The sequence below is a fragment of the Paenibacillus sp. PSB04 genome, from assembly GCF_025809195.1.
Lineage (GTDB): Bacteria > Bacillota > Bacilli > Paenibacillales > Paenibacillaceae > Paenibacillus_AQ > Paenibacillus_AQ favisporus.
In genome coordinates this window covers 1,061,265-1,079,958 of sequence record NZ_CP081301.1, presented here as the reverse complement: position 1 = coordinate 1,079,958, position 18,694 = coordinate 1,061,265, and the positions used below count along the sequence as shown (strand labels likewise).

Here is an 18,694-nt window from a genome sequence, read left to right as displayed (position 1 = left end):
TCAAACTCCCTTCCGTCCCAAAAGTGCTTGCTGCGGGACTTACGCGGTGAAATTGCCGTCGTAGCTCAGCATGATGGCGGAAGTGACACCTTCCATGCTCATGATTTGCTGCACAAAGTGGGTGTTGTTGTCCTTCAAGCGGATTTCATAGGTCATTTCCAGCCCGCTGCCGGGAACGACGGATTTGGACTTGATACTGTGCTTTTTGGACTGCATGGAGATCATGTGCTCCAGCGGCTTCTCTACCCCGGCATTCGTGTATTTCACGACCAGCAAGTACGGGTTGTCGATGGTCAGGCGGTTCACGAAGAAGAGGAGTACCAGGCCGATCAGGATGGCACCGATGATGACGAGCGGGATGAGGCCCGCGCCGCACAGAATGCCGGAAGCGACTGACCAGAAAATAAAAATCAGATCCATCGGATCCTTGATCGGCGTACGGAACCGGACGATGGAGAGGGCGCCGACCATGCCGAGGGACAGCACGATGTTGGTGGATATCCCCATGATGATCAGGGCGGTCGCCATGGTCATCACGATCAGCGAAATGTTGAAGCTGTGGGAGTACATCACCCCGCTGAAGGTTTTTTTGTAAATAACGTAAATGAACAGTCCAACCGCGAATGCGACCACGATGCCGATCAGCGAATCGACGATAGAGAAGCTGCTCGTTTTTTCCAAAAAGCTGGATTTGAATATATCCGAAAAATTGGTGGTTGTCGTTTGATCCATGAATTGTTCCTCCGAATTTTAAATGGGATGCCTCCGCTGCCGGAGGCTCTGGTGCTCAGCCGTACATCCGGCTGTACTGGTATTTGGAAAAGGATGTCTTCCGGCAATCCTTTACTTGCAGAAGGTATTTGATCACATCCGGGAGATATTCGTCGTATTTGATCTCCAGGATGACCATGTTCGGGTCGAGGGTCTCGACCATCAATAAGTCAGGGTTCAAGATGTTGGTGTCTTTGTAGCTGGTTTTAACGGAGCTGTCGAAGGTTACCCGCACGTTCCCCTGCTCGTAAATGTACACCTCGCGGATATAATCCACGACGCAGACAGGCTTCAGCTGAAACAGGTTCATATGTACGTACAGCTCGCGCATGAGGGGACGGCCGTCCTCCTCCATCCAGGCGGTGTCGCCGATGCGGATCCGCTCGTATTCCTCGGCGGTGATCCGGCATTTTTCCTTGTAGCACAAATTATCACGTTTACTCTTCTTCTCCAGATTGATAAAGCTCGCGTCATGATCGTATAGGCGGACCCGGAATTTATCCCGGTGATAGAGCCCTTCCTTTTTCTGATTCAGAATTTTGTTGTCGAAATTATCGAAATACACGCTTCGGATCAAATACTGCCCGTCCTTTTTGGCATGGGGGTCAAGCGTCATAAAGTGCTGCAGGTTGCTGCGGAGCAGGTGGCAGTCAAGCCGGGTGATGGCATGCTTCAGCTCCCGGCGTCCTTTGACAGGCGGGCGTTCGGGGGGCATTCCTGGTGGGTTCAAGTCCACATTCCTCCTTTTGTTAAATTTGTTTGCGATTTGTATTATCGCAGTGCAAACTTAACGAAACCTTAAGCTGAAACTTCATGTAAAATTCAGAAAAACCCCGAAAACCCCGAAAACCCCGAAAATCCCAAAAGTCCCAACCGCCCTAACCGCCCCAAAACATCATAAACACAAAAAACCCCCGCATCTTCGTGTTCAAGACGCGAGGGGTAGCATATTTCCTGAAAAGCCCGAGCGGAGGGAGGCAGCTATTTGGGCAGACGAATGCGGATAATGACGCCCTTCGGATGGTTATGAAGCGCCTGGATGGTGCCGTGATGGCTGTGCACGATCCACTGGGCGATCGAGAGCCCGAGTCCGGAGCCGCCGCTCTCCCTGGTGCGTGCCCGGTCTTCCCGGTAAAACCGGTCGAAGACGCGTTGAAGACCTTCCTCGCTGATGCCGATGCCGGTGTCGCTGACTTCGATAAACACCCGATTTTCCTTGATATAGGTGCTGATCCCGATGCTGTCGTGTTCTTCCGTGTATTTGAGGGCATTGTCCAATAAAATGACCATCAGCTGGTGAAGCCGGGCGGGATCCGCCTGGATCCGGGCCTTGCTCGTCAGCCGGAGCCAGATATGCTTGTCCGAAAGCTCGGCGATTTCGATATACGGGCTGCACATTTCGTGGATCAAATCGTCTATGTCGACCGGCTGCTTCTCCAGCTGGGTTTCGGTGGAATCGGCTCTGGCGAGCGTAAGCAGATCGGTCGTCAGCCGGGACAGCCGGCGCGTTTCTGAGAGGGACAAGGCAATGTTCTCGAACGTGTCCACAATTTTTTTATTCGGCATAGTCTGCAGCAGTTCCAGTTTGTTCTGGATGATGGTAAGCGGGGTCCGCAGCTCATGCGAGGCGTTCTCAACAAACTCCACCTGCTTCTCCCAGGAGCGGATCACCGGTTTCATCGTTTTCCGGGATAAAATGATGCTGGCGGTGATCGACAGCAGGATAAACACAGCCGCGCAAATAATGATAATACGCTTGAAGTTGCCCAGCAGATTATGCTCGGTATCGACATCGACCAGCAGCTGGATGTAGTTGTCCTTGAAAAGGGGGTCTGGAACGGTCAGTGTGCGGAAGTGGTACGTGCCGTTCAAGGTCAGGTTGGAAATGACGCCGATCGTGGACGGGTCAAATTTAAGATTTTCCAAACCATAATTTTCGTAGTTCAGCATACCGATCTGCTGGATGTTGGTAATTTCTCCTTTGGCGTCCCATTGAACGGGAATGATCCGGGGGCTTGGAGGGGGCATGACCCTGCCAAACCGGAACCGCTCCGACGACCCATCCTTGAGCGGACTGTCGCCGAACCTGGCTTCAATGATGCTTTTGTACATGGTCAGATCCCGGTCGGGTTTGGCGAACAGTGTGGTTCGCATTTGGCCGAATACGATCGCTCCGAACAGGCCGAAGAGCAGGGTGAATGCGATCAGATTGTACAGAATCAGCCGGAGCTGCTGGTGACGGATCACTTTGTTTTTATTCATGGTCTTCACCGTTCTCCGACAGCATGTACCCCATGCCGCGGATCGTCTTGATGTATTTGTCGTAGCCGGCCGCTTTGAACTTTTTGCGCAGGTTGCTGATATAGACCTCGATCACCGTGTTGGTGGTGCTGGAATCCATACCCCAGACCCGGTCGAAAATTTGTTCTTTGGTCACGATGATGTTTTTGTTGTTCATCAGGTATTCCAGCAGGTCGATCTGCTTGCCGTTCAGCAGGATCGCTTCCTCGCCAATGCTGACCGTACGGCTCTTCAGATTGAGCTTCAGTTCCTTGAAGGAGAGGGTGTGCTCCCTGAACCCTCCGACAGAGCGCCGGACGATGGCCTCCAGGCGAAGCAGGAGCTCCTCGCGATGGAACGGCTTGACGAGATAGTCGTCGGCCCCCTTCTTGAAGCCCTGAATCTTGTCGTCGATGCTGTCCTTGGCGGTCAGTATCAGCACCGGCGTGGAGATGCCGTATTCCCGAAGATGGGTCAGCACTTCGTACCCGTTCATACCCGGCATCATAATATCCAGAATGATGACATCGTATATATTTTGCTGGGCGAGATACAGTCCCTCTTCGCCGTCAAAGGCTTGATCGGCCTCAAACAGGTCCCGGGTCGTCTCGCATACCGTATCGGATAAATGCTTGTCATCCTCAATGACAAGAAGCCGCATGGCATGTTCACCTCAATTGACGTTTGATCCTAATCGAAACCTATTTTGTCAGGAATGTCAAATGGGGAACGGCTTGCGGCTTAACTTGTTCAGAGCTGTAATGCATTCCGCTGCACAGGCTCGTTTAACCAGCGGTCGTCCAAGGAAGGCTTAGGCGTGATTTCCCGTCTGCTGCTGAGGTTTCCAGGCACTCATGAGCGGGCCCGACGCACCGTACAGCGGATCGGTATTCGGAAGGGGCACCCGTGCGATGTCTTCCAGCACCTTTGGGCGCTCCCCGGGCTTGCCGGTGCACAGATTGTAATCCATGCCGTCCGGATAGGCTCCGACGACCCTGAAATCCTTGCTGGCAGAGCATCGCTTGTGCCCCGTTCCGGCCGGAAGGACGGCCACGTCACCGGCGGTCAGCTCGAACTTCTGGCCATGTTCACCGCCGAGCTGAAGCACGGCGGAGCCGCGAATAACCCCCAGCACCTCATGGGCATTGCTGTGATAATGATGGTAATCAAAGACGCCGTTCGTCCAGCTGTTCAGCCAGCCGTTGCGGTTAAAGATAGCTTCCGTTTCCTCCGGTTCATCCTTAAGCGAACCCAAGTATAGGATGACCGGCAGGTTGGGGTTGCCCGGAATAACACCGTCATCCTTAAAAAATATCGTTTTGATCTCCGCGCCGTTCATGCCGTCAACCTCCGCTCATCTGCTTTCATTTGGATTGTAAATAAACATATTCGCACTTTATGAAACGCGGTTGTTCTTGGAACGATACCTATGCTATAATCAAGACTGGTAAACGTCAATTTCATATTGTCGGGTAAATGAATGAATATATCCTTGGATAAAAGTCATTTATGGCCTAACTTTTTCTTGCTGTTAAAGGGAAAGTTAGGCCTTTTTGTTTTGCTGAGGACCCGGGAGGTTGTGCCGGGGACAGGGAAACACCCGCTTATTTCGTAATCAGGAGGGATATAAAGACACGCTTTTGCGGACACGTGATATCGCGGCTTGCCGCAATCATGTTTAGCAGCGTACCGCAACGACGCGTCTAATTCAATGGATCAATTACATAACCAACAACCATTTCATCAGCTCTTTGCCAGCTATACCAGCAAGCTATTAAGAGACCACTTTGGCAAAGGACCTGAATCCGTGGTGGTTTCTGTCGGTCACACCTTTATTACGATATATTTGCGCAACTTCCTGACGCCGTCTGAACGCATCCTGCTGGAACAGGAGCAGGAGGACATGATTGTGCAGACCAGAGCCAATCTGATGCGGGCGGTGATTCCCGAAATTATCAGTTATCTTGAAATCATGAACGGATCGAAACCGGAAGAGGTGTATTATGACTGGAATCTCCATAAAAGATCGGGGATGATCGCGGTCGTATCGGCAGAGGCGGGCAAACAGGGCACCGCGGTGAACAGGGAGTACCCTTTGAAGTCCGAAGTCGAAGCGGAAATACTCCACATTTGCGAGCAGATTCAAAAATCGCCCGAGCAGATTGATTCCTTTGAGCTCAATCCCAGAACGCTGCTGGTCGTGCGAAGCGGCGTATACCTGGAGCTGGAGAAGGCACTGATCCGGCTGGGCCATGGCCGCTTGCTGAAGTCGGTGAAGAGCGGACTGGAAAAAGAGTATATTATGCGCAGCAAGCGTCTGAACAGCCTGCTGCATCAGCCGGTATCCGATTGCTTTATAGACTGGAATGATAAGCTGGATAAGAGCATTCTTCTGCTGATCATGAATCCGCCCCGATAAATTTCGCGGGCGGATTTTGAATTTATAGAGGCGCCTATGGCGTCCGGGGCGTGTAGCGGTGCGTCAGCTTGACCGTCATCTCCCGGATTTCCTCCTCGGCCGGCAGGTGCAGGCGGCTCGCCGCCTCGGCTACTCCAGCAGCCGTCTGCAGGCTCCGGACCACTTCTTTGACGGAAGCGGCAAACGTATCGGCCGCACCCGGACCCATGCCGGTCAGCTCGTCCAGCGAAGCCATGGTACCGGGCTCAACGGACGGGTAATCTCCGTCTTTGGCCCCGGCTGCAGCCAGGTCGTAGAACGACTTGACCAGCTGACCGCGCTCTCGCCCGGATCCGCCTGCGATGACAAAAGCCTGGATGACGTAGGCATGAGCCTGGCGGCGCTGCGCAATGCCGCAGAACTTGCGTCCGCCGATGCTCAGATCATAGTCACCCGGGCAGTAAGCCCCGGCGACTTCCCCTTTGTCCACCGTTTGGCCGGTGGCGGCCAGCGCCTGCCGGATGAGCGCGTACATCCGCTCGAAGTCCCGGTGGAAGTGGAGATCGCCCGCGCCCCGCTTCGGCAGGATGAGCGACACGTTGACCACGTCCGGATCGAGCGGAACGGCGGCGCCGCCCGAGTTGCGGATGGCCGTGCGGTACCCGAGCGATTCCAGCCAAGCCCGGGCCTGCTCCGCTCCGGGAAGCCGGCTGTCCCTAAGACCGATAATAAAAGAGCGGGGATGACGCCAAATATGGCATAACGGCGGACCGCCTTCTCCTGTGCGCCGGCACAGCAGCTCGTCCATCGCGAATGGATACAGGGCATCCACATCCTCCAGTTGTGCCGTCCGGTCCAAAATGAGCATCTGCCCCGCTATTTCCGTAATATCTTCAAACATGCGCACCGCTTCCTTTTCCCAGGTGATACCGGGACCACCGGTTACCAACCGTTTATTCCGTTCCTATTACAATCTCCCTGATCCTGATTATGACATAACCGATCCGGCGTGGCTACTGCATGAGCATGGGATTCCCGATGGAGCAGGCTGCCCGAAAATGTCAAAAAACAGACAAAGAAGAAGCATACACCAAGCTTGTAAATACCATATAATGGATACAAACCGGACGGTCGGTTTTAAAACAACAAGGAGCCTTCCGATCATGAAAAAGCGTAAATACGAAGCCGAACAGACCAAACAGACCATTGTCGAGGGAGCTAAGGCGCTGTTTGCCGCCAAAGGGTATGCCGCAACGTCCATGATGGATATTTGCGAGGCCACAGGTTGCAGCAAGGGAAGCATCTACCACCATTTTCAGAGCAAAGAGGATTTGTTTCTCTACTTGGCGGAGCAGGCGTTTACGAACTCCTGGCAGACCTGGCATGAGCAGTCCGGGGGAGATCGTTCCGCGACGGAGCAGCTCTACGCTTACGCCGACTATTTTGTCGACACGCTTCAGAAGCCGCTCAACAAGGCCGGCGAGGAATTTATGATCCGGGTGGGTGCCGATTCGGAAGCCGGGCGGCGGTTTATGGAGATCATCCAGAACTACATGAAGGGATTTGAGGATCTGGTTCAGGCCGGACTGGACAGCGGGGAATGGAAAGGGGAGAGCGTGCAGGAGCTGTCCTTTATTATTCTTAGCTATTATTCCGGTCTCAGCGACAGCTACCACCTGATGGACAAGGCAGCGATGAAAGAGCTGTTCCGTAAAGCCACCACGTTACTGCTTGATGGGATTCGCAAGTAATCAATCCTAGGGAGAGATGGCTGATGGAAACAAAGCGGTTCGCAGGTACCGACCACACGGGGAACATTAAATTTTCGGTGATTATTCCGGCCAGAAACGAAGAGAACTATATCGGGCGCTGCCTTGATTCTCTGGCTGCCGCAGCGGAGCCTTTTCCGGGACAGGTGGAGGTCATCACCGTCTTAAACCGGTGCACCGACCGGACTGAGGAGGTTGCTTCGTCGTACGGGGCCGTCATTGTGAAGAACGACAGCAAAAATCTGTCGCAGATCCGCAACGCCGGGATTCAGGCGGCCAGGGGCGAAATCATCGTGACGATTGACGCCGACAGCTGGGTGACGGACAACATGCTCACCGAGATCGACCGGCTGCTGGCAGCCGGACAATGGATCGGCGGCGGGGTGAGGAGCCAGTTTGAGCGGGTGTCGCTCGGTATCATCGTCTCCGGGTTGCTGCTGATCGTGCCCCTTCTGTTCAAATACGGACTGGTTACCGTCGGATTGTTCTGGGGGTACAAGAAGGATTTTGAAGCGATCGGCGGCTTTAACGAAAACATGCTGATGGCGGAAGATGCCGACTTTGCCAAGCGGCTCAAGCAATGGGGCAAGCAGCAGGGGAAGAAGTACGGCACCGTCACGAAGGCCAGCATGACGACCTCCTGCCGGAAGTTTGATGAGTACGGTGATTGGGCCGTCGTCAAGAACCCGAAAATTATATGGGCGTATCTGAAAGGAACCGACCGCAAGCACGCGGACGAAACGTACTACGAAATCCAGCGGTAGCTGCTTTACGGATCATCAGGCGATTTTTATCATAAATATAAATTTCTGGGGCATACTAAGCGGACACCGATGAACTGAGGTAAATAACGGGAGGGTTCGCGATGTATTTCGGAAAAAAAGTGGTCGAGGAAATTCCCGAGGCCGATACTTTAATCTGGTCATGCGTAAACGATGGATGCAACGGCTGGATGAGAGACAACTTTGCTTTTGAAACGGAGCCGGTTTGCGTTCAGTGCAACTCTCCAATGGTGAGCAGCATGAAGATGCTGCCGCTGGTCGTCAACGACCATCCGACGAAAATGCTGAAGAAGGGTACGCTCATTTAAGGGCGCGACGTCCGTTCAGCTCAAAGCGATGTATGAAGAGGTCCTGTGAGGGCCTCTTCTTTGCTTTGGATGCAGGTTTAATCTGATCCGACGTTTCTTTTTATATCACCGTTACATTCACTTCTTAATATCTAGGCTGCAGGCCGGCTCCAAACCGATCCAAAAAGAAGCGGGAACGATGAGACAGAGCGATGCGGAAGAGCCATCCCTTTGAGCGAGCGCTTGACCTGCAAGCCGAATCTCAAGCCTGATAAGTCCGTACCGGACCGGATTCCGCGGAGATGGTCTGCATTTCGTCAATTCTATAAGGAGCTGATGGATGTTGAACAGACTCATTGGGGCAGCGATGAAACGAACCGTATTGATTCTGGTTTTGCCGGCCATCATTTTAGTTTGGGGAGAAATGTCTGCGTACCGTATGCAGCGGGGAGATCTCCCACCGGTCAATCATTCTGCGCTTTTGATTACGGTCCAAGCCCCGAGTTACCTGGCCGAGGAGATTAAACATAACGTGACAACGCCGATTGAGCAAGCGGTCCGCGCTGTGGAAGATCTGCAGCTGCTGGAGATGAACAGTTTTAATGGCGGACTCCTGATCAGCCTGTATTTTCCCTTGCATGATACTATGGACCGTGCCGAGCGGGACGTAAACGAAGCTTTAAAGGGCGTGGATTTGCCTGCGGGCACGGGTGAGCCGAAGGTCACCCGCATCCGGGCTGACTCTTTTCCGATCATGAAGTTAAAGGTGACAAGCCCTTCAGGAGAGGTGGATGAAGAGACGCTGCGAACGACTGTTCAAGCCCGCATCGCCGATGAATTGCTGCGTACAACGGGGGTAAGCGATGTCCGGGGTACCGGCTCGGGAGAAAATACCTATGTTCTATCGGTTCGGATGGATAAACTGGCCAAGGCTGGATTAACGGTCGATAACGTCAAGCAGTCCTTGGACGGGGTAAACGATCTTTCTGTTCAAGCCCGACTGGCGGACAGCGTTACGTTCATCCCTTTCGAAGCTGCAGGCTGGAGCCCGTACGAGACGGATTGGATGGACGCTGCTATCTGCGGAGACCACGGCCAGAGCGTGCCCCTCTCCTCCGTTGCGACCCTTTCCCCATCGCTGGTTGATAGGCAGACGACTGCCAGGACCGGAGGAATTGGGGGTGTCGTTGTGGACATCTTCAAAGAACCTTCAGTCAACCTTGCGGAAGTATCGAAGAGGATCCGCGAACGTCTTTCAGGCATGACCGGTTATCCGCCGGAGGACGTGAAATTAACGGTCTTGTTTGACCAAGGAACGCGCGCCACCTTCACTGAATAGGGTTACATGCTGTGTTGCTGCACCCCTGGTACTTCAAATAATTTCCATAACCATGTATGATTGGGCTAAGTGATTAAAATGTCCAATGAGTTCGAGAGGCATACAGATTCATGGAAAAGAGGGTGCAGCAGCATGAGCAAATTATGGATACGGACGGCTGCGGTAACTGGTCTGGCTGCCGCCGCATGGAGCTTATCCGTCGCCGCCTATTCCTCCGACTCGCTTCAGGTCAAGCCGGTTCAGCCGCGGCTGGTTTTTAACGGGGAAGAGGCGAAGGGCGGAACCGGTCCGATGTTCTCCTACCGGGACTCGACTTACGTCCCCCTGCGCGACGTTTCCACGGCGATGGGAGCCAAAGTTTCTTACGACAAGGAGTTCAACACGGTGCATGTGGATACGCCTGTTCCGGTGAACGGGAAGTCGAAGGTTCATGCCACGAAGACGTTGGGGGATTTCAAGCTGTCGTTGTATGCTGCCGAAACGGAGGTTCCCTACGGCAAGCCGATTCCGGTCTGGGCGCAGCTGGAGTACCTGGGGGACAAGGAGGCAGTTGTTAATCAGGGCTTTAAGCCGTTCTACTTTGAGATTCGCGATGAGGCGGGGGAGGGAGGGGGCGCCCTTATCCCTGCGATCCTGATCCCCACTACCTACTCGCCCGGTGATGTGTTTCTGGATCAGCTGGACTCATTCATCGATATTCCAAGCTATAACTTTACGATCTATCAGAAGGCCCACCCGAATGAGGAATTGCCCGCCCAGATGTTGAAGGACACCAGGTGGAGCACTCTTCCTCCAGGGAAGTACACGATCACGGCGCGTCCCGATTTTAGCCTGAAGTCCACGGGCGAGCGTTTCGAGGAATCGGCCGAAATTCAAATTACTGTCAAGTAAATTGACCGAAGCGGACCCAAAAAAACCGGCTCCTATACATCAGGAAGCCGGTTTTTGACATGCGCATCGATCCCGTAGGGATGCGTGGTAACTATACTTTAATGCGTCCGAGCGCCTTCTCCGCCGGCACGTAGTCGTAGCCGAGGTCGCGGGCCACAGCCTCGTAGGTGATGCTGCCGTTGACCACATTCGCCCCGCTGCGGATGGCGCTGTTCGTTGCCAGCAGATGCTGCAGGTCTTCGCCGGCCAGCTTCAGGGCGAACGGCATGGTGGCGTTCGTCAGCGCCAAGGTGGAGGTCTGCGGCACCGCGCCCGGCATGTTCGCCACCGCGTAGTGCACGACGCCGTGCTTCACGTACGTCGGGTTATCGTGTGTCGTGATATGGTCGATCGTTTCGACGATGCCGCCCTGGTCGATCGCCACGTCCACGATGACCGAGCCCGGCTTCATCGATTTGACCATCTCCTCGGTGACGAGGCGCGGCGCTTTGGCGCCCGGAATCAGGACGGCGCAGATCAGGAGGTCCGCCTCCTGAACCGACTTCGCGATGTTCGACGGGCTGGACACCAGCGTTTTGATCTGGCTGCCGAAAATATCGTCCAGCTGGCGCAGCCGTGGAATGCTGAGATCGAGCAGGGTGACGTCGGCGCCGAGACCAACGGCGATCTTCGCCGCGTTCATGCCGACCGTGCCGCCGCCGATGATCGTCACCTTGCCGCGCGACACGCCCGGAACGCCGGAGAGCAGGATGCCTTTGCCGCCATGCGGGCGCTCCAGCAGCTGGGCGCCGATCTGCGCCGCCATGCGTCCGGCCACCTCGCTCATCGGCGTGAGCAGCGGCAGAGTGCCGTTCACGTTTACGGTTTCGTAGGCGATGGCGGTAACGCCGGACTTCACCAGTGCCTCGGCCAGCTTCGGCTCGGCGGCCAGGTGAAGGTATGTGAACAGGATGAGCCCTTTACGGAAATATCCATATTCGCTGGAAAGCGGCTCTTTCACCTTCATAATCATATCGGCCTGGGACCACACCTCCGATGCTTCCGTTAGAATGGTGGCTCCGGCCTGCTTGTATTCTTCATCGGAAAATCCGCTTTCCGCACCGGCTTGATGCTCGATATATACCGCATGTCCGTGCTGAATCAGTTCGAGGGCACCTGCCGGCGTGACGGCGACGCGATTTTCGTTGTTTTTAATTTCCTTGGGTACTCCGATTTTCATGACAGATCACCTCACCTCATAATATATTAAAAGTGTACAATCGAATCGGCGCGTATTCATCATACGTCTTGTCAATCCGTTTGCCGCAGCGGCAGGACATAATGTTCGGCTGGTGTTACCATAATTAACATAAGGGATGTGAATGCCGATGAGCAGCGGCTTCAACCTGCATATCCGGGAAGTGCTGGAGCGCCCGGTATTCAAGCGGGCCCGGCTGATTGCCGGAGCGAACGGCCTGGACCGTGAGGTGGGCTGGGTGCATATTCTCGAAATCACGAACGTGGCCCCGTTCGTGACGAAGAACGACCTGATCCTAACCACCGGCCTTTGGCTCCATCATTACGAGCAGGAGCGCCTGTCCTACATGCAGCAGCTCATCCGCCAGCAGGCGGCGGGGCTGTGCGTGGAGCTGGGCACGAGCATCGAGAACATTCCGGAGGAAATTATCGAGCTGGCGGACCAGTGTGATTTTCCGCTGCTCGTGTTCGAGCAGCCTGTCCGCTTCGTTGAAATCACCCAGGATATTCACGGGCTGCTGATCAACCAGCAGCATCAGCTGCTGAAGGATCTGGAGGCCTTTTCCCGCCGGCTGCAGCAGATTACCCTACAGAGTACGGATGTTCATGCCGTTCTCCATGTATTATATGAATACACGGGTTATCAAATTGTGTATCATTCGTCCGTGGAAGCGAATAAATTTTGTCCGAAGCCGGTAACCTCGGAGGAGGCCGATGAGCTGACTTTCTTCTACCGCAAGCAGGTGGAGGGAAATGAAGCGGCAGCCCAGGAGCCCAGCCGCTTTCCGATGCCGGGCGACCGGCTGCTGCTCTCGCAGCCCGTCATCTGCCTCGGCGAGACCTTGGCGTACGTGGGAATGATCCTCCCGGGCGAGCAGCCGCTGGATCGGATCGTCCTGCTGCTGGACTACACGGCCAAATCGCTGGCCACGCTGCTGCTGCGGATGCTGTTCCTGGAGGAGAAGCATCTGCGGGATCAGAACCAGCTGATCCAGGACATTCTGTCCCACCAGCTGGAGGACGAAGAGGCGGCGCGGTCCCGGATGGGCGTACGTCCGGCCAAGCAGGGGGAGGTCCTCTTCATCGGCGGCATCGTCGAGCTGGAGTATCCGGACAGCGCCCTGCGGCCCGACCGGGACCGGATCGAAGCGGAGGAGCAGGATCTCCTCGTCCGGCTGCGCGCCCTGCTCAAGAAGCACGGTCTGCGCAATTTGCTGATGCAGAAAGGGCACCGCATCTACATTTTGTGCGCGCGGGAGCGTTCCGCTTCGGGGGACAACGCGGCGGCCTTGAAGCAGGCGGTGCGCCGGATCGTGGAGAGCCTGCGCCTGACGGGCGTGGGTCTTACCCAGCCGTTCAGCCTGCACGCAGGCTTTGGCAGCATCCGCCCGCGGATGACCGACATGCACAAGAGCTTCAAGGAAGCGGAGCAAGTGATGGAGGTATCCCGCTCGGTGGAGCTGATGCGCAGCAGCTTGTTCTACGAGCGGATCGGCGTCTACCAGCTGCTGAAGGCCATCCCGGACAAGGCGTTCCTCCAATCGTTCGTCGAGGAGCAGCTTGGGGCGCTGATGGCTTACGACAAGGAGCATCACCTGCACTTGGTGCAGACGCTCGACGTCTATTTGCAGTACATGGGCTCGAAGAACGATACGGCCAAAGCGCTGTTTATCCACCGGCAGACCCTGTACAACCGTCTGGACAAACTAAATGAAATTCTCGGGGAGGACTTTTTGGAGCCGGAACGGCGCATATGCCTGGAAATGGCACTGCTGGCCTGCCCGCTCTTGTCCTGACCCGTATACCTGTTGATTTTCCAACTCAGAAAGGCAGTGCAGATAAAGGATGATGAAGTTATGAGCAAAGTCGGACTGGTCATGAGAAAGATCCAATTTACCGAGAGGCAGGGGCCGCGCGTCTTTGCGGACCGCCTGCAGGCCATCGGCCGTGAGCTGGGGGTGGATATCATCTTTATATCTCCGGAGCGCCATGTGAGCGGGTATGACTGGGTGCCTGGATACGAGCATGAAAAGGGTGACCTGGTGAACTATGACATCGTGCTGGACCAGATCTACGCAAACGGCATCGAGCACGTGATCTATACCGTATCCGGATTTACTTATCTGAAAATGTTTCTTAAAAACAGCGTGCTTTTTCCGCACAGCTTTCCCGACCCGGCCCTGACGGGGTACGATATGATGAAGCCTTTTTATCAAATGGTGGACAAGGCGGTCGTGCAGACCGAGTTTTTGAAAGGCGAGCTTGCCCGCAATTTCGGGGTAACCGACGTGGATGTGATCCCGATCGGATTCAGCGAGGATCTGGCGGAGCGGCATTTTGATCCGTCGCAGATCGTGAACAGCCGCATTCTGTGGATCGGACGGGACGAGGAGAACCGCCGGCCGGATCTCGTGCTGGAGTATGCCCGGCAGAATCCGGACAAAGAGGTGTACATGGTCTTCGGGGGCGAACGATACCGGGAGAGCATGAAGAAATACGACATCCCGCTCAATGTCCGGCTGCAGTTTGCGCTGAGCCAGGATGATATTTTTAAGCTGATGAACACGGCGAAGGTGTACTGGAACTGTTCGAAATTCGATACGTTCGCCATGCCGCTGACCGAAGCGCTCGCCATGGGCAAAATCGTCGTAAAGCCCGAGCACCCATGCTACGGCCATATCAGCGCCCGGCATTCCTTTTCAGGGAACGAAAAAAATTGGTTTGAGCTGGTCAACATGGCTGCGGCATCGCCGTCTTCTTATTCCTGGGACAACCGGAGCTACGCTTTTGAGAGCTTTTCCAGCCGCATCATGAAGGAAGGGTACCGCGAGTTTTTTGACAAGTGGCTTAGGGAATAAAAGATTTTTGCCGGATATTGGTCGTGACAGATGACCGAAAAAGGAGTAATCTTCACTAGTGTATATGTCTTAAATTACATATCGGTGAACATGTAGCTTTACCTCAAATAAGCGTAAAAAGGTGATGCAGCCATGTCCTTTTTCAACAAGTACGTCAAGAAATACTGGAAACTGTTTTGCGTAGCGGTATTGTTTCTGGCGGTAGAGTCGCTGTGCGACTTGCTGCAGCCGACTATGATGTCCAAGGTCATCGATGTCGGGGTGGCCCAGAGCCGGATGGATCAAGTCCTCCATTACGGAGGGCTTATGCTCCTGATCACCGCCGTTGGCGCGGTGTCGGCCTCCACCCGAAACATTATTTCAAGCCATGTGTCACAGCGGTTTGGGGCGGAAATGCGGTCCGATTTGTTCCGGAAAATCCAGTCCCTATCGTTTGAAGACATGGATAAGTTCGACCGGGCCTCGCTCATCACGCGGCTGACGAATGACGTCACCCAGGTGCAGAACTTCGTGAACGGGATGATGCGGTTTTTCGTAAAGGCACCGCTGCTGTGCGTGGGCAGCCTCATTATGGCCATCCGTTTGGATGTGCATTTGTCGCTCGTGTTGGCGGTGGTAGTGCCGGTTGTGGCCGTTCTCATCGTGCTGAACATGAAGATCGGTTTTCCATTCTTTATCCGGGTGCAGCGGGCGCTGGATAAAGTGAACGGGGTCATGCGCGAGTACTTGTCGGGCGTAAGGGTGGTCAAGGCGTTCAACCGCTTTGATTACGAAGTGGAAAAATTTGAAAGCGCCAACACGGAGCTGTCCAGCCGCTCGGTCCTGTCGATGAGGGTCATGTCCGTTTTCGGACCGGGGATTTCGCTCTTCCTCAATTTCGGCATCATCGCCGTCCTCTGGATCGGCGGGATTCGGGTCGACAACGGGCAGATGCAGGTCGGCAGCATCATCGCGTTCATTAACTACATGACGCAAATGCTGTTCTCGCTGATGATGATCAGCAACGTCTTCAACATGTTCGTGCGGGCCAAGGCATCCGCCGGACGGATTGGCGAAGTGTTTGCCGAAGGAAGCGGGCTGGATCATGGAGGGAAGTCGGCGGCGAAACGCGTTTCTCAGCGCGGACGCATCGACTTCGAGCATGTGAGCTTCTCCTATGCGGGTACCCAGGGCGACCCGGTCATTCGCGACTTTACGCTGACCTGCCTTCCCGGGGAGACTGTGGGGATTATTGGCTCGACCGGTTCGGGAAAAAGTACGCTCGTCAGCCTGATTCCGCGCTTTTACGATGCCGGCGAAGGGCGGGTCAAAGTGGCCGGCACTGACGTGAGTGACATGGACCCGCATGCGCTGCGTGAGATGATCGCCGTCGTTCCGCAGAAGATCATGCTCTTCACCGGCACGGTGGAGGACAATTTGAAATGGGGCAAAGAAGACGCGAGCCAAGATGAAATGGAAGAGGCGTGCCGGATCGCCGAAGCGCATGACTTCATCATGGCTTCGCCTGAAGGATATGCCAGCCGGATCGGCCAAGGCGGCGTCAACTTCTCGGGCGGACAGAAACAGCGCTTGTCCATTGCCAGGGCGCTGGTGAAGAAGCCGGAAATTTTGATTCTCGACGACTGCACGAGCGCGGTGGACGTCGCGACCGAAGCCAGAATCAAGGAAGCGCTGCGGACGTATGCCAGCGAGCTGACCTGCATCCTGATCGCCCAGCGGATCACGTCGGTCATGGATGCCGACCGGATCGTGGTAATGGACCGCGGGGAGATGGTCGGCACGGGCACGCATGAAGAGCTGATGGAGACGTGCCGGGTCTACCAGGAGATTTACCAATCCCAGATGGGAAAGGAGATGCATCCGCATGCCGCAGAATGAAGCCGCACAGGCACAGCAGACGCCGCCTCCTGGGGCACCGGGTCCTGCGGGACGCCCTGGCGGGATGATGAGGGGACCCGGAAGCGGGGGCATGGGACGGGGCAAGCCGGTCAAGCCCAAAAACTTCCGGAGAACGATGGGGCGCCTGTGGCGTTATTTCGGACGCGAGCGCAAGCTGCTCAGCCTGATCATGGTGTTTATCATCATCGATGCGGGCGTAACCCTGATCGGACCGTTTCTGATCGGTAAATCGATCGACGCTATGTCCGCGAACCAGGGACGCGTCGCTTTCGGGCTGCTGCAGTCGTTTATTATCGTGCTGGCAACAGCCTATATCACGGACGTCGTGCTCGTCTTTCTGCAGGGCTGGCTGATGGCCGGCGTGTCGCAGCGAATCGTTGCGGGACTGCGGCGTTCGTTGTTTCAGAAGCTGCAGAAGCTTCCGGTATCTTATTTCGACGCCCGCTCGCACGGGGAAGTCATGAGCCGGTTGACCAACGATATCGACAATGTGAGCCAGACCGTATCCCAATCCACCACGCAGCTGATGGCCGGCGGTATCGCCATTATCGGCTCGCTGGTGATGATGATCGTGCTCAGCCCGATCCTGACCCTGGCGAGCCTCATAACCGTGCCGATTCTGTATTTGCTGACGCGCACGGTCACACGCAAAACGTCGGTGCTGTTCAAAGAGCAGCAAGTTCAGCTTGGCATGCTGAACGGACATATCGAAGAGACGATTTCCGGCATGGAAGTCGTCAAAGCGTTTAATCACGAGCATCAAGCGATCAACGAGTTTGAGGCGGTCAACGGCCGCTTGTTTGAAGTCGGGCTCAAAGCGCAGATCCGCTCCGGCTTCATGATGCCGCTCATGAACGTCATCAACAACATCGGTTTTGCCGCCGTCGCGCTCGTCGGCGGGATTCTCGCCGTCAAAAGCCTCATTACCGTCGGCGTGATCGCGAGCTTCCTGAGCTACTCCCGCCAGTTTGTCCGCCCGCTGAACGACCTGGCCAACATCTATAATCTGCTTCAGTCCGGTGTGGCGGGTGCAGAGCGGGTGTTCGAGGTGCTGGACGAGCGGGAGGAGCCGGACGATTTGCCGGATGCGGTACGGCTCGATCGCACCAAAGGCCACGTCGTATTCGAGGACGTAAGCTTCGGGTACCGGCCAGAGGTGCCGATCCTGAAAAGGGTCAGCTTCGAATCGAAGCCGGGGACCAGTACGGCCTTGGTGGGGCCGACAGGGGCGGGCAAGACGACAATCGTCAATCTGCTGACACGGTTCTACGACGTGACGGGGGGTTCCATCCGGATCGACGGCGTCGATATCCGTCATTACACCCGCGACAGCCTCCGCCGCACATTCGGGATCGTGCTGCAGGACACGTACCTGTTCTCCGGCACGATCAAGGAAAACATCAAGTACGGCAAGCCTGACGCGACGGATGAGGAAATCCGCGAAGCCGCCGTGATGGCGAACGCCGACGTGTTCATCCGCCGCCTGCCGGACGGCTATGAGACGGAGCTGTCGGAGAACGGCGGCAATCTCAGCCAGGGTCAGCGCCAACTGCTGGCCATCACCCGCGTCATCCTGGCGAAGCCATCGATCCTCATCCTCGACGAGGCGACGAGCAGCATCGACACGCGAACAGAGCTGCATATCCAGGATGCGCTGCTCCAAATCATGAAGGATCGTACGACCTTCATTATCGCGCATCGGCTCAACACGATCCGGGACGCCGACAACATTATGGTCATCGATCACGGCGAGATCGTGGAGCAGGGCAGCCACGACGAATTGATCGGGCGCCAGGGCTTCTACGCCCGGATGTTCGAGAGCCAGTTCAAAAACCTGGAGAGCGCAGGAGAATAATGGGTCGGCTTGCGCTCCCGCAGCTTGTTCACGATTCTATTGAATTTGTCTTAATCAGATCGAACACATTCGGATTGTACCGTTTAAAGGAGCTTGTTCACTGACAACAAACACATTCAGATTGTATCTTTCATGATGTTTGTTTACTGACAATGAACAAAACCTAAATTTTTATTTTCATAGTGTTTGTTCACTCGTAACGAACAAATTTCGATTTTGTCTTTTAAATGGTGGACACTAACACCATATCTTTGTCCTCAATCACAACCCCATATATTGATTTGAACATAAATAATAACACAAAATATAGGAAAATTTTCTATCCAACC

Annotated in this window: 17 protein-coding genes; 10 read left to right on the top strand and 7 right to left on the bottom strand. The window is 55.1% G+C overall.

The features are described from left to right. Positions 1-39: 39 nt before the first annotated feature. The 5 genes from K2F33_RS05360 to K2F33_RS05340 all read right to left on the bottom strand — a co-directional run bounded on the left by K2F33_RS05360 (position 40) and on the right by K2F33_RS05340 (position 4,390). A complete protein-coding gene (locus K2F33_RS05360) occupies positions 40-732 on the bottom strand; it encodes a DUF4956 domain-containing protein (protein ID WP_263881185.1) in 693 nt (230 codons plus the stop codon). A 55-nt stretch (positions 733-787) separates the two neighbouring features. Further along, positions 788-1,501 carry a polyphosphate polymerase domain-containing protein gene (locus K2F33_RS05355; protein WP_318672181.1) on the bottom strand — a complete coding sequence of 238 codons (714 nt, stop codon included), beginning with the start codon at positions 1,499-1,501 and terminating at the stop codon, positions 788-790. A gap of 251 nt (positions 1,502-1,752) precedes the next feature. Beyond that, positions 1,753-3,033 (bottom strand): sensor histidine kinase, encoded by a 1,281-nt coding sequence (locus K2F33_RS05350; RefSeq protein WP_263881184.1) that lies wholly within the window; start codon positions 3,031-3,033, stop codon positions 1,753-1,755. Beyond that, positions 3,026-3,712, bottom strand: a complete 687-nt coding sequence (locus tag K2F33_RS05345) for a response regulator transcription factor (protein ID WP_089549619.1) — start codon at positions 3,710-3,712, stop codon at positions 3,026-3,028. Before K2F33_RS05345 ends, K2F33_RS05350 begins: the two co-directional genes overlap by 8 nt. A gap of 150 nt (positions 3,713-3,862) precedes the next feature. Further along, on the bottom strand, positions 3,863-4,390 hold the full coding sequence (locus K2F33_RS05340) for a cupin domain-containing protein (protein WP_089549620.1): 528 nt from the start codon (positions 4,388-4,390) through the stop codon (positions 3,863-3,865). Positions 4,391-4,762: 372 nt separating this feature from the next. Between K2F33_RS05340 and K2F33_RS05335 the strand changes: the two genes are divergently transcribed. Then, positions 4,763-5,470 carry a Na-translocating system protein MpsC family protein gene (locus tag K2F33_RS05335; protein ID WP_263881183.1) on the top strand — a complete coding sequence of 236 codons (708 nt, stop codon included), beginning with the start codon at positions 4,763-4,765 and terminating at the stop codon, positions 5,468-5,470. 34 nt (positions 5,471-5,504) lie between these two features. On the opposite strand, the gene K2F33_RS05330 is transcribed toward K2F33_RS05335, so the two are convergent. After that, on the bottom strand, positions 5,505-6,350 hold the full coding sequence (locus K2F33_RS05330; protein WP_263881182.1) for a lipoate--protein ligase family protein: 846 nt from the start codon (positions 6,348-6,350) through the stop codon (positions 5,505-5,507). 262 nt (positions 6,351-6,612) lie between these two features. On the opposite strand from K2F33_RS05330, the gene K2F33_RS05325 reads away from it, so the two are divergent. From K2F33_RS05325 to K2F33_RS05305, 5 genes are all read left to right on the top strand, one after another. Then, entirely contained in the window at positions 6,613-7,200 is a 588-nt protein-coding gene (locus tag K2F33_RS05325; RefSeq protein WP_263881181.1) for a TetR/AcrR family transcriptional regulator, read from the top strand. Positions 7,201-7,220: 20 nt separating this feature from the next. Then, positions 7,221-7,982 carry a glycosyltransferase gene (locus K2F33_RS05320; protein ID WP_412973996.1) on the top strand — a complete coding sequence of 254 codons (762 nt, stop codon included), beginning with the start codon at positions 7,221-7,223 and terminating at the stop codon, positions 7,980-7,982. A gap of 101 nt (positions 7,983-8,083) precedes the next feature. Then, complete coding sequence (locus K2F33_RS05315; RefSeq protein WP_076172035.1) at positions 8,084-8,308, top strand: cold-shock protein; 225 nt, start codon at positions 8,084-8,086, stop codon at positions 8,306-8,308. A gap of 319 nt (positions 8,309-8,627) precedes the next feature. Beyond that, positions 8,628-9,626 carry an efflux RND transporter permease subunit gene (locus tag K2F33_RS05310; protein ID WP_263881179.1) on the top strand — a complete coding sequence of 333 codons (999 nt, stop codon included), beginning with the start codon at positions 8,628-8,630 and terminating at the stop codon, positions 9,624-9,626. A gap of 132 nt (positions 9,627-9,758) precedes the next feature. After that, a complete protein-coding gene (locus K2F33_RS05305) occupies positions 9,759-10,517 on the top strand; it encodes a copper amine oxidase N-terminal domain-containing protein (protein WP_263881178.1) in 759 nt (252 codons plus the stop codon). A 91-nt stretch (positions 10,518-10,608) separates the two neighbouring features. On the opposite strand, the gene ald is transcribed toward K2F33_RS05305, so the two are convergent. Continuing rightward, positions 10,609-11,736, bottom strand: a complete 1,128-nt coding sequence (gene ald, locus K2F33_RS05300) for an alanine dehydrogenase (RefSeq protein WP_263881177.1) — start codon at positions 11,734-11,736, stop codon at positions 10,609-10,611. Between the two features lie 148 nt (positions 11,737-11,884). Here ald and K2F33_RS05295 point away from each other — a divergent pair, with 148 nt between their 5' ends. The 4 genes from K2F33_RS05295 to K2F33_RS05280 all read left to right on the top strand — a co-directional run bounded on the left by K2F33_RS05295 (position 11,885) and on the right by K2F33_RS05280 (position 18,365). Further along, entirely contained in the window at positions 11,885-13,549 is a 1,665-nt protein-coding gene (locus K2F33_RS05295) for a PucR family transcriptional regulator (RefSeq protein WP_263881176.1), read from the top strand. A 60-nt stretch (positions 13,550-13,609) separates the two neighbouring features. Further along, complete coding sequence (locus K2F33_RS05290; RefSeq protein WP_263881175.1) at positions 13,610-14,611, top strand: glycosyltransferase; 1,002 nt, start codon at positions 13,610-13,612, stop codon at positions 14,609-14,611. Positions 14,612-14,743: 132 nt separating this feature from the next. Beyond that, on the top strand, positions 14,744-16,489 hold the full coding sequence (locus K2F33_RS05285) for an ABC transporter ATP-binding protein (protein WP_263881174.1): 1,746 nt from the start codon (positions 14,744-14,746) through the stop codon (positions 16,487-16,489). Further along, positions 16,476-18,365 carry an ABC transporter ATP-binding protein gene (locus tag K2F33_RS05280; protein WP_373319040.1) on the top strand — a complete coding sequence of 630 codons (1,890 nt, stop codon included), beginning with the start codon at positions 16,476-16,478 and terminating at the stop codon, positions 18,363-18,365. Before K2F33_RS05285 ends, K2F33_RS05280 begins: the two co-directional genes overlap by 14 nt. Positions 18,366-18,694: the final 329 nt, after the last annotated feature.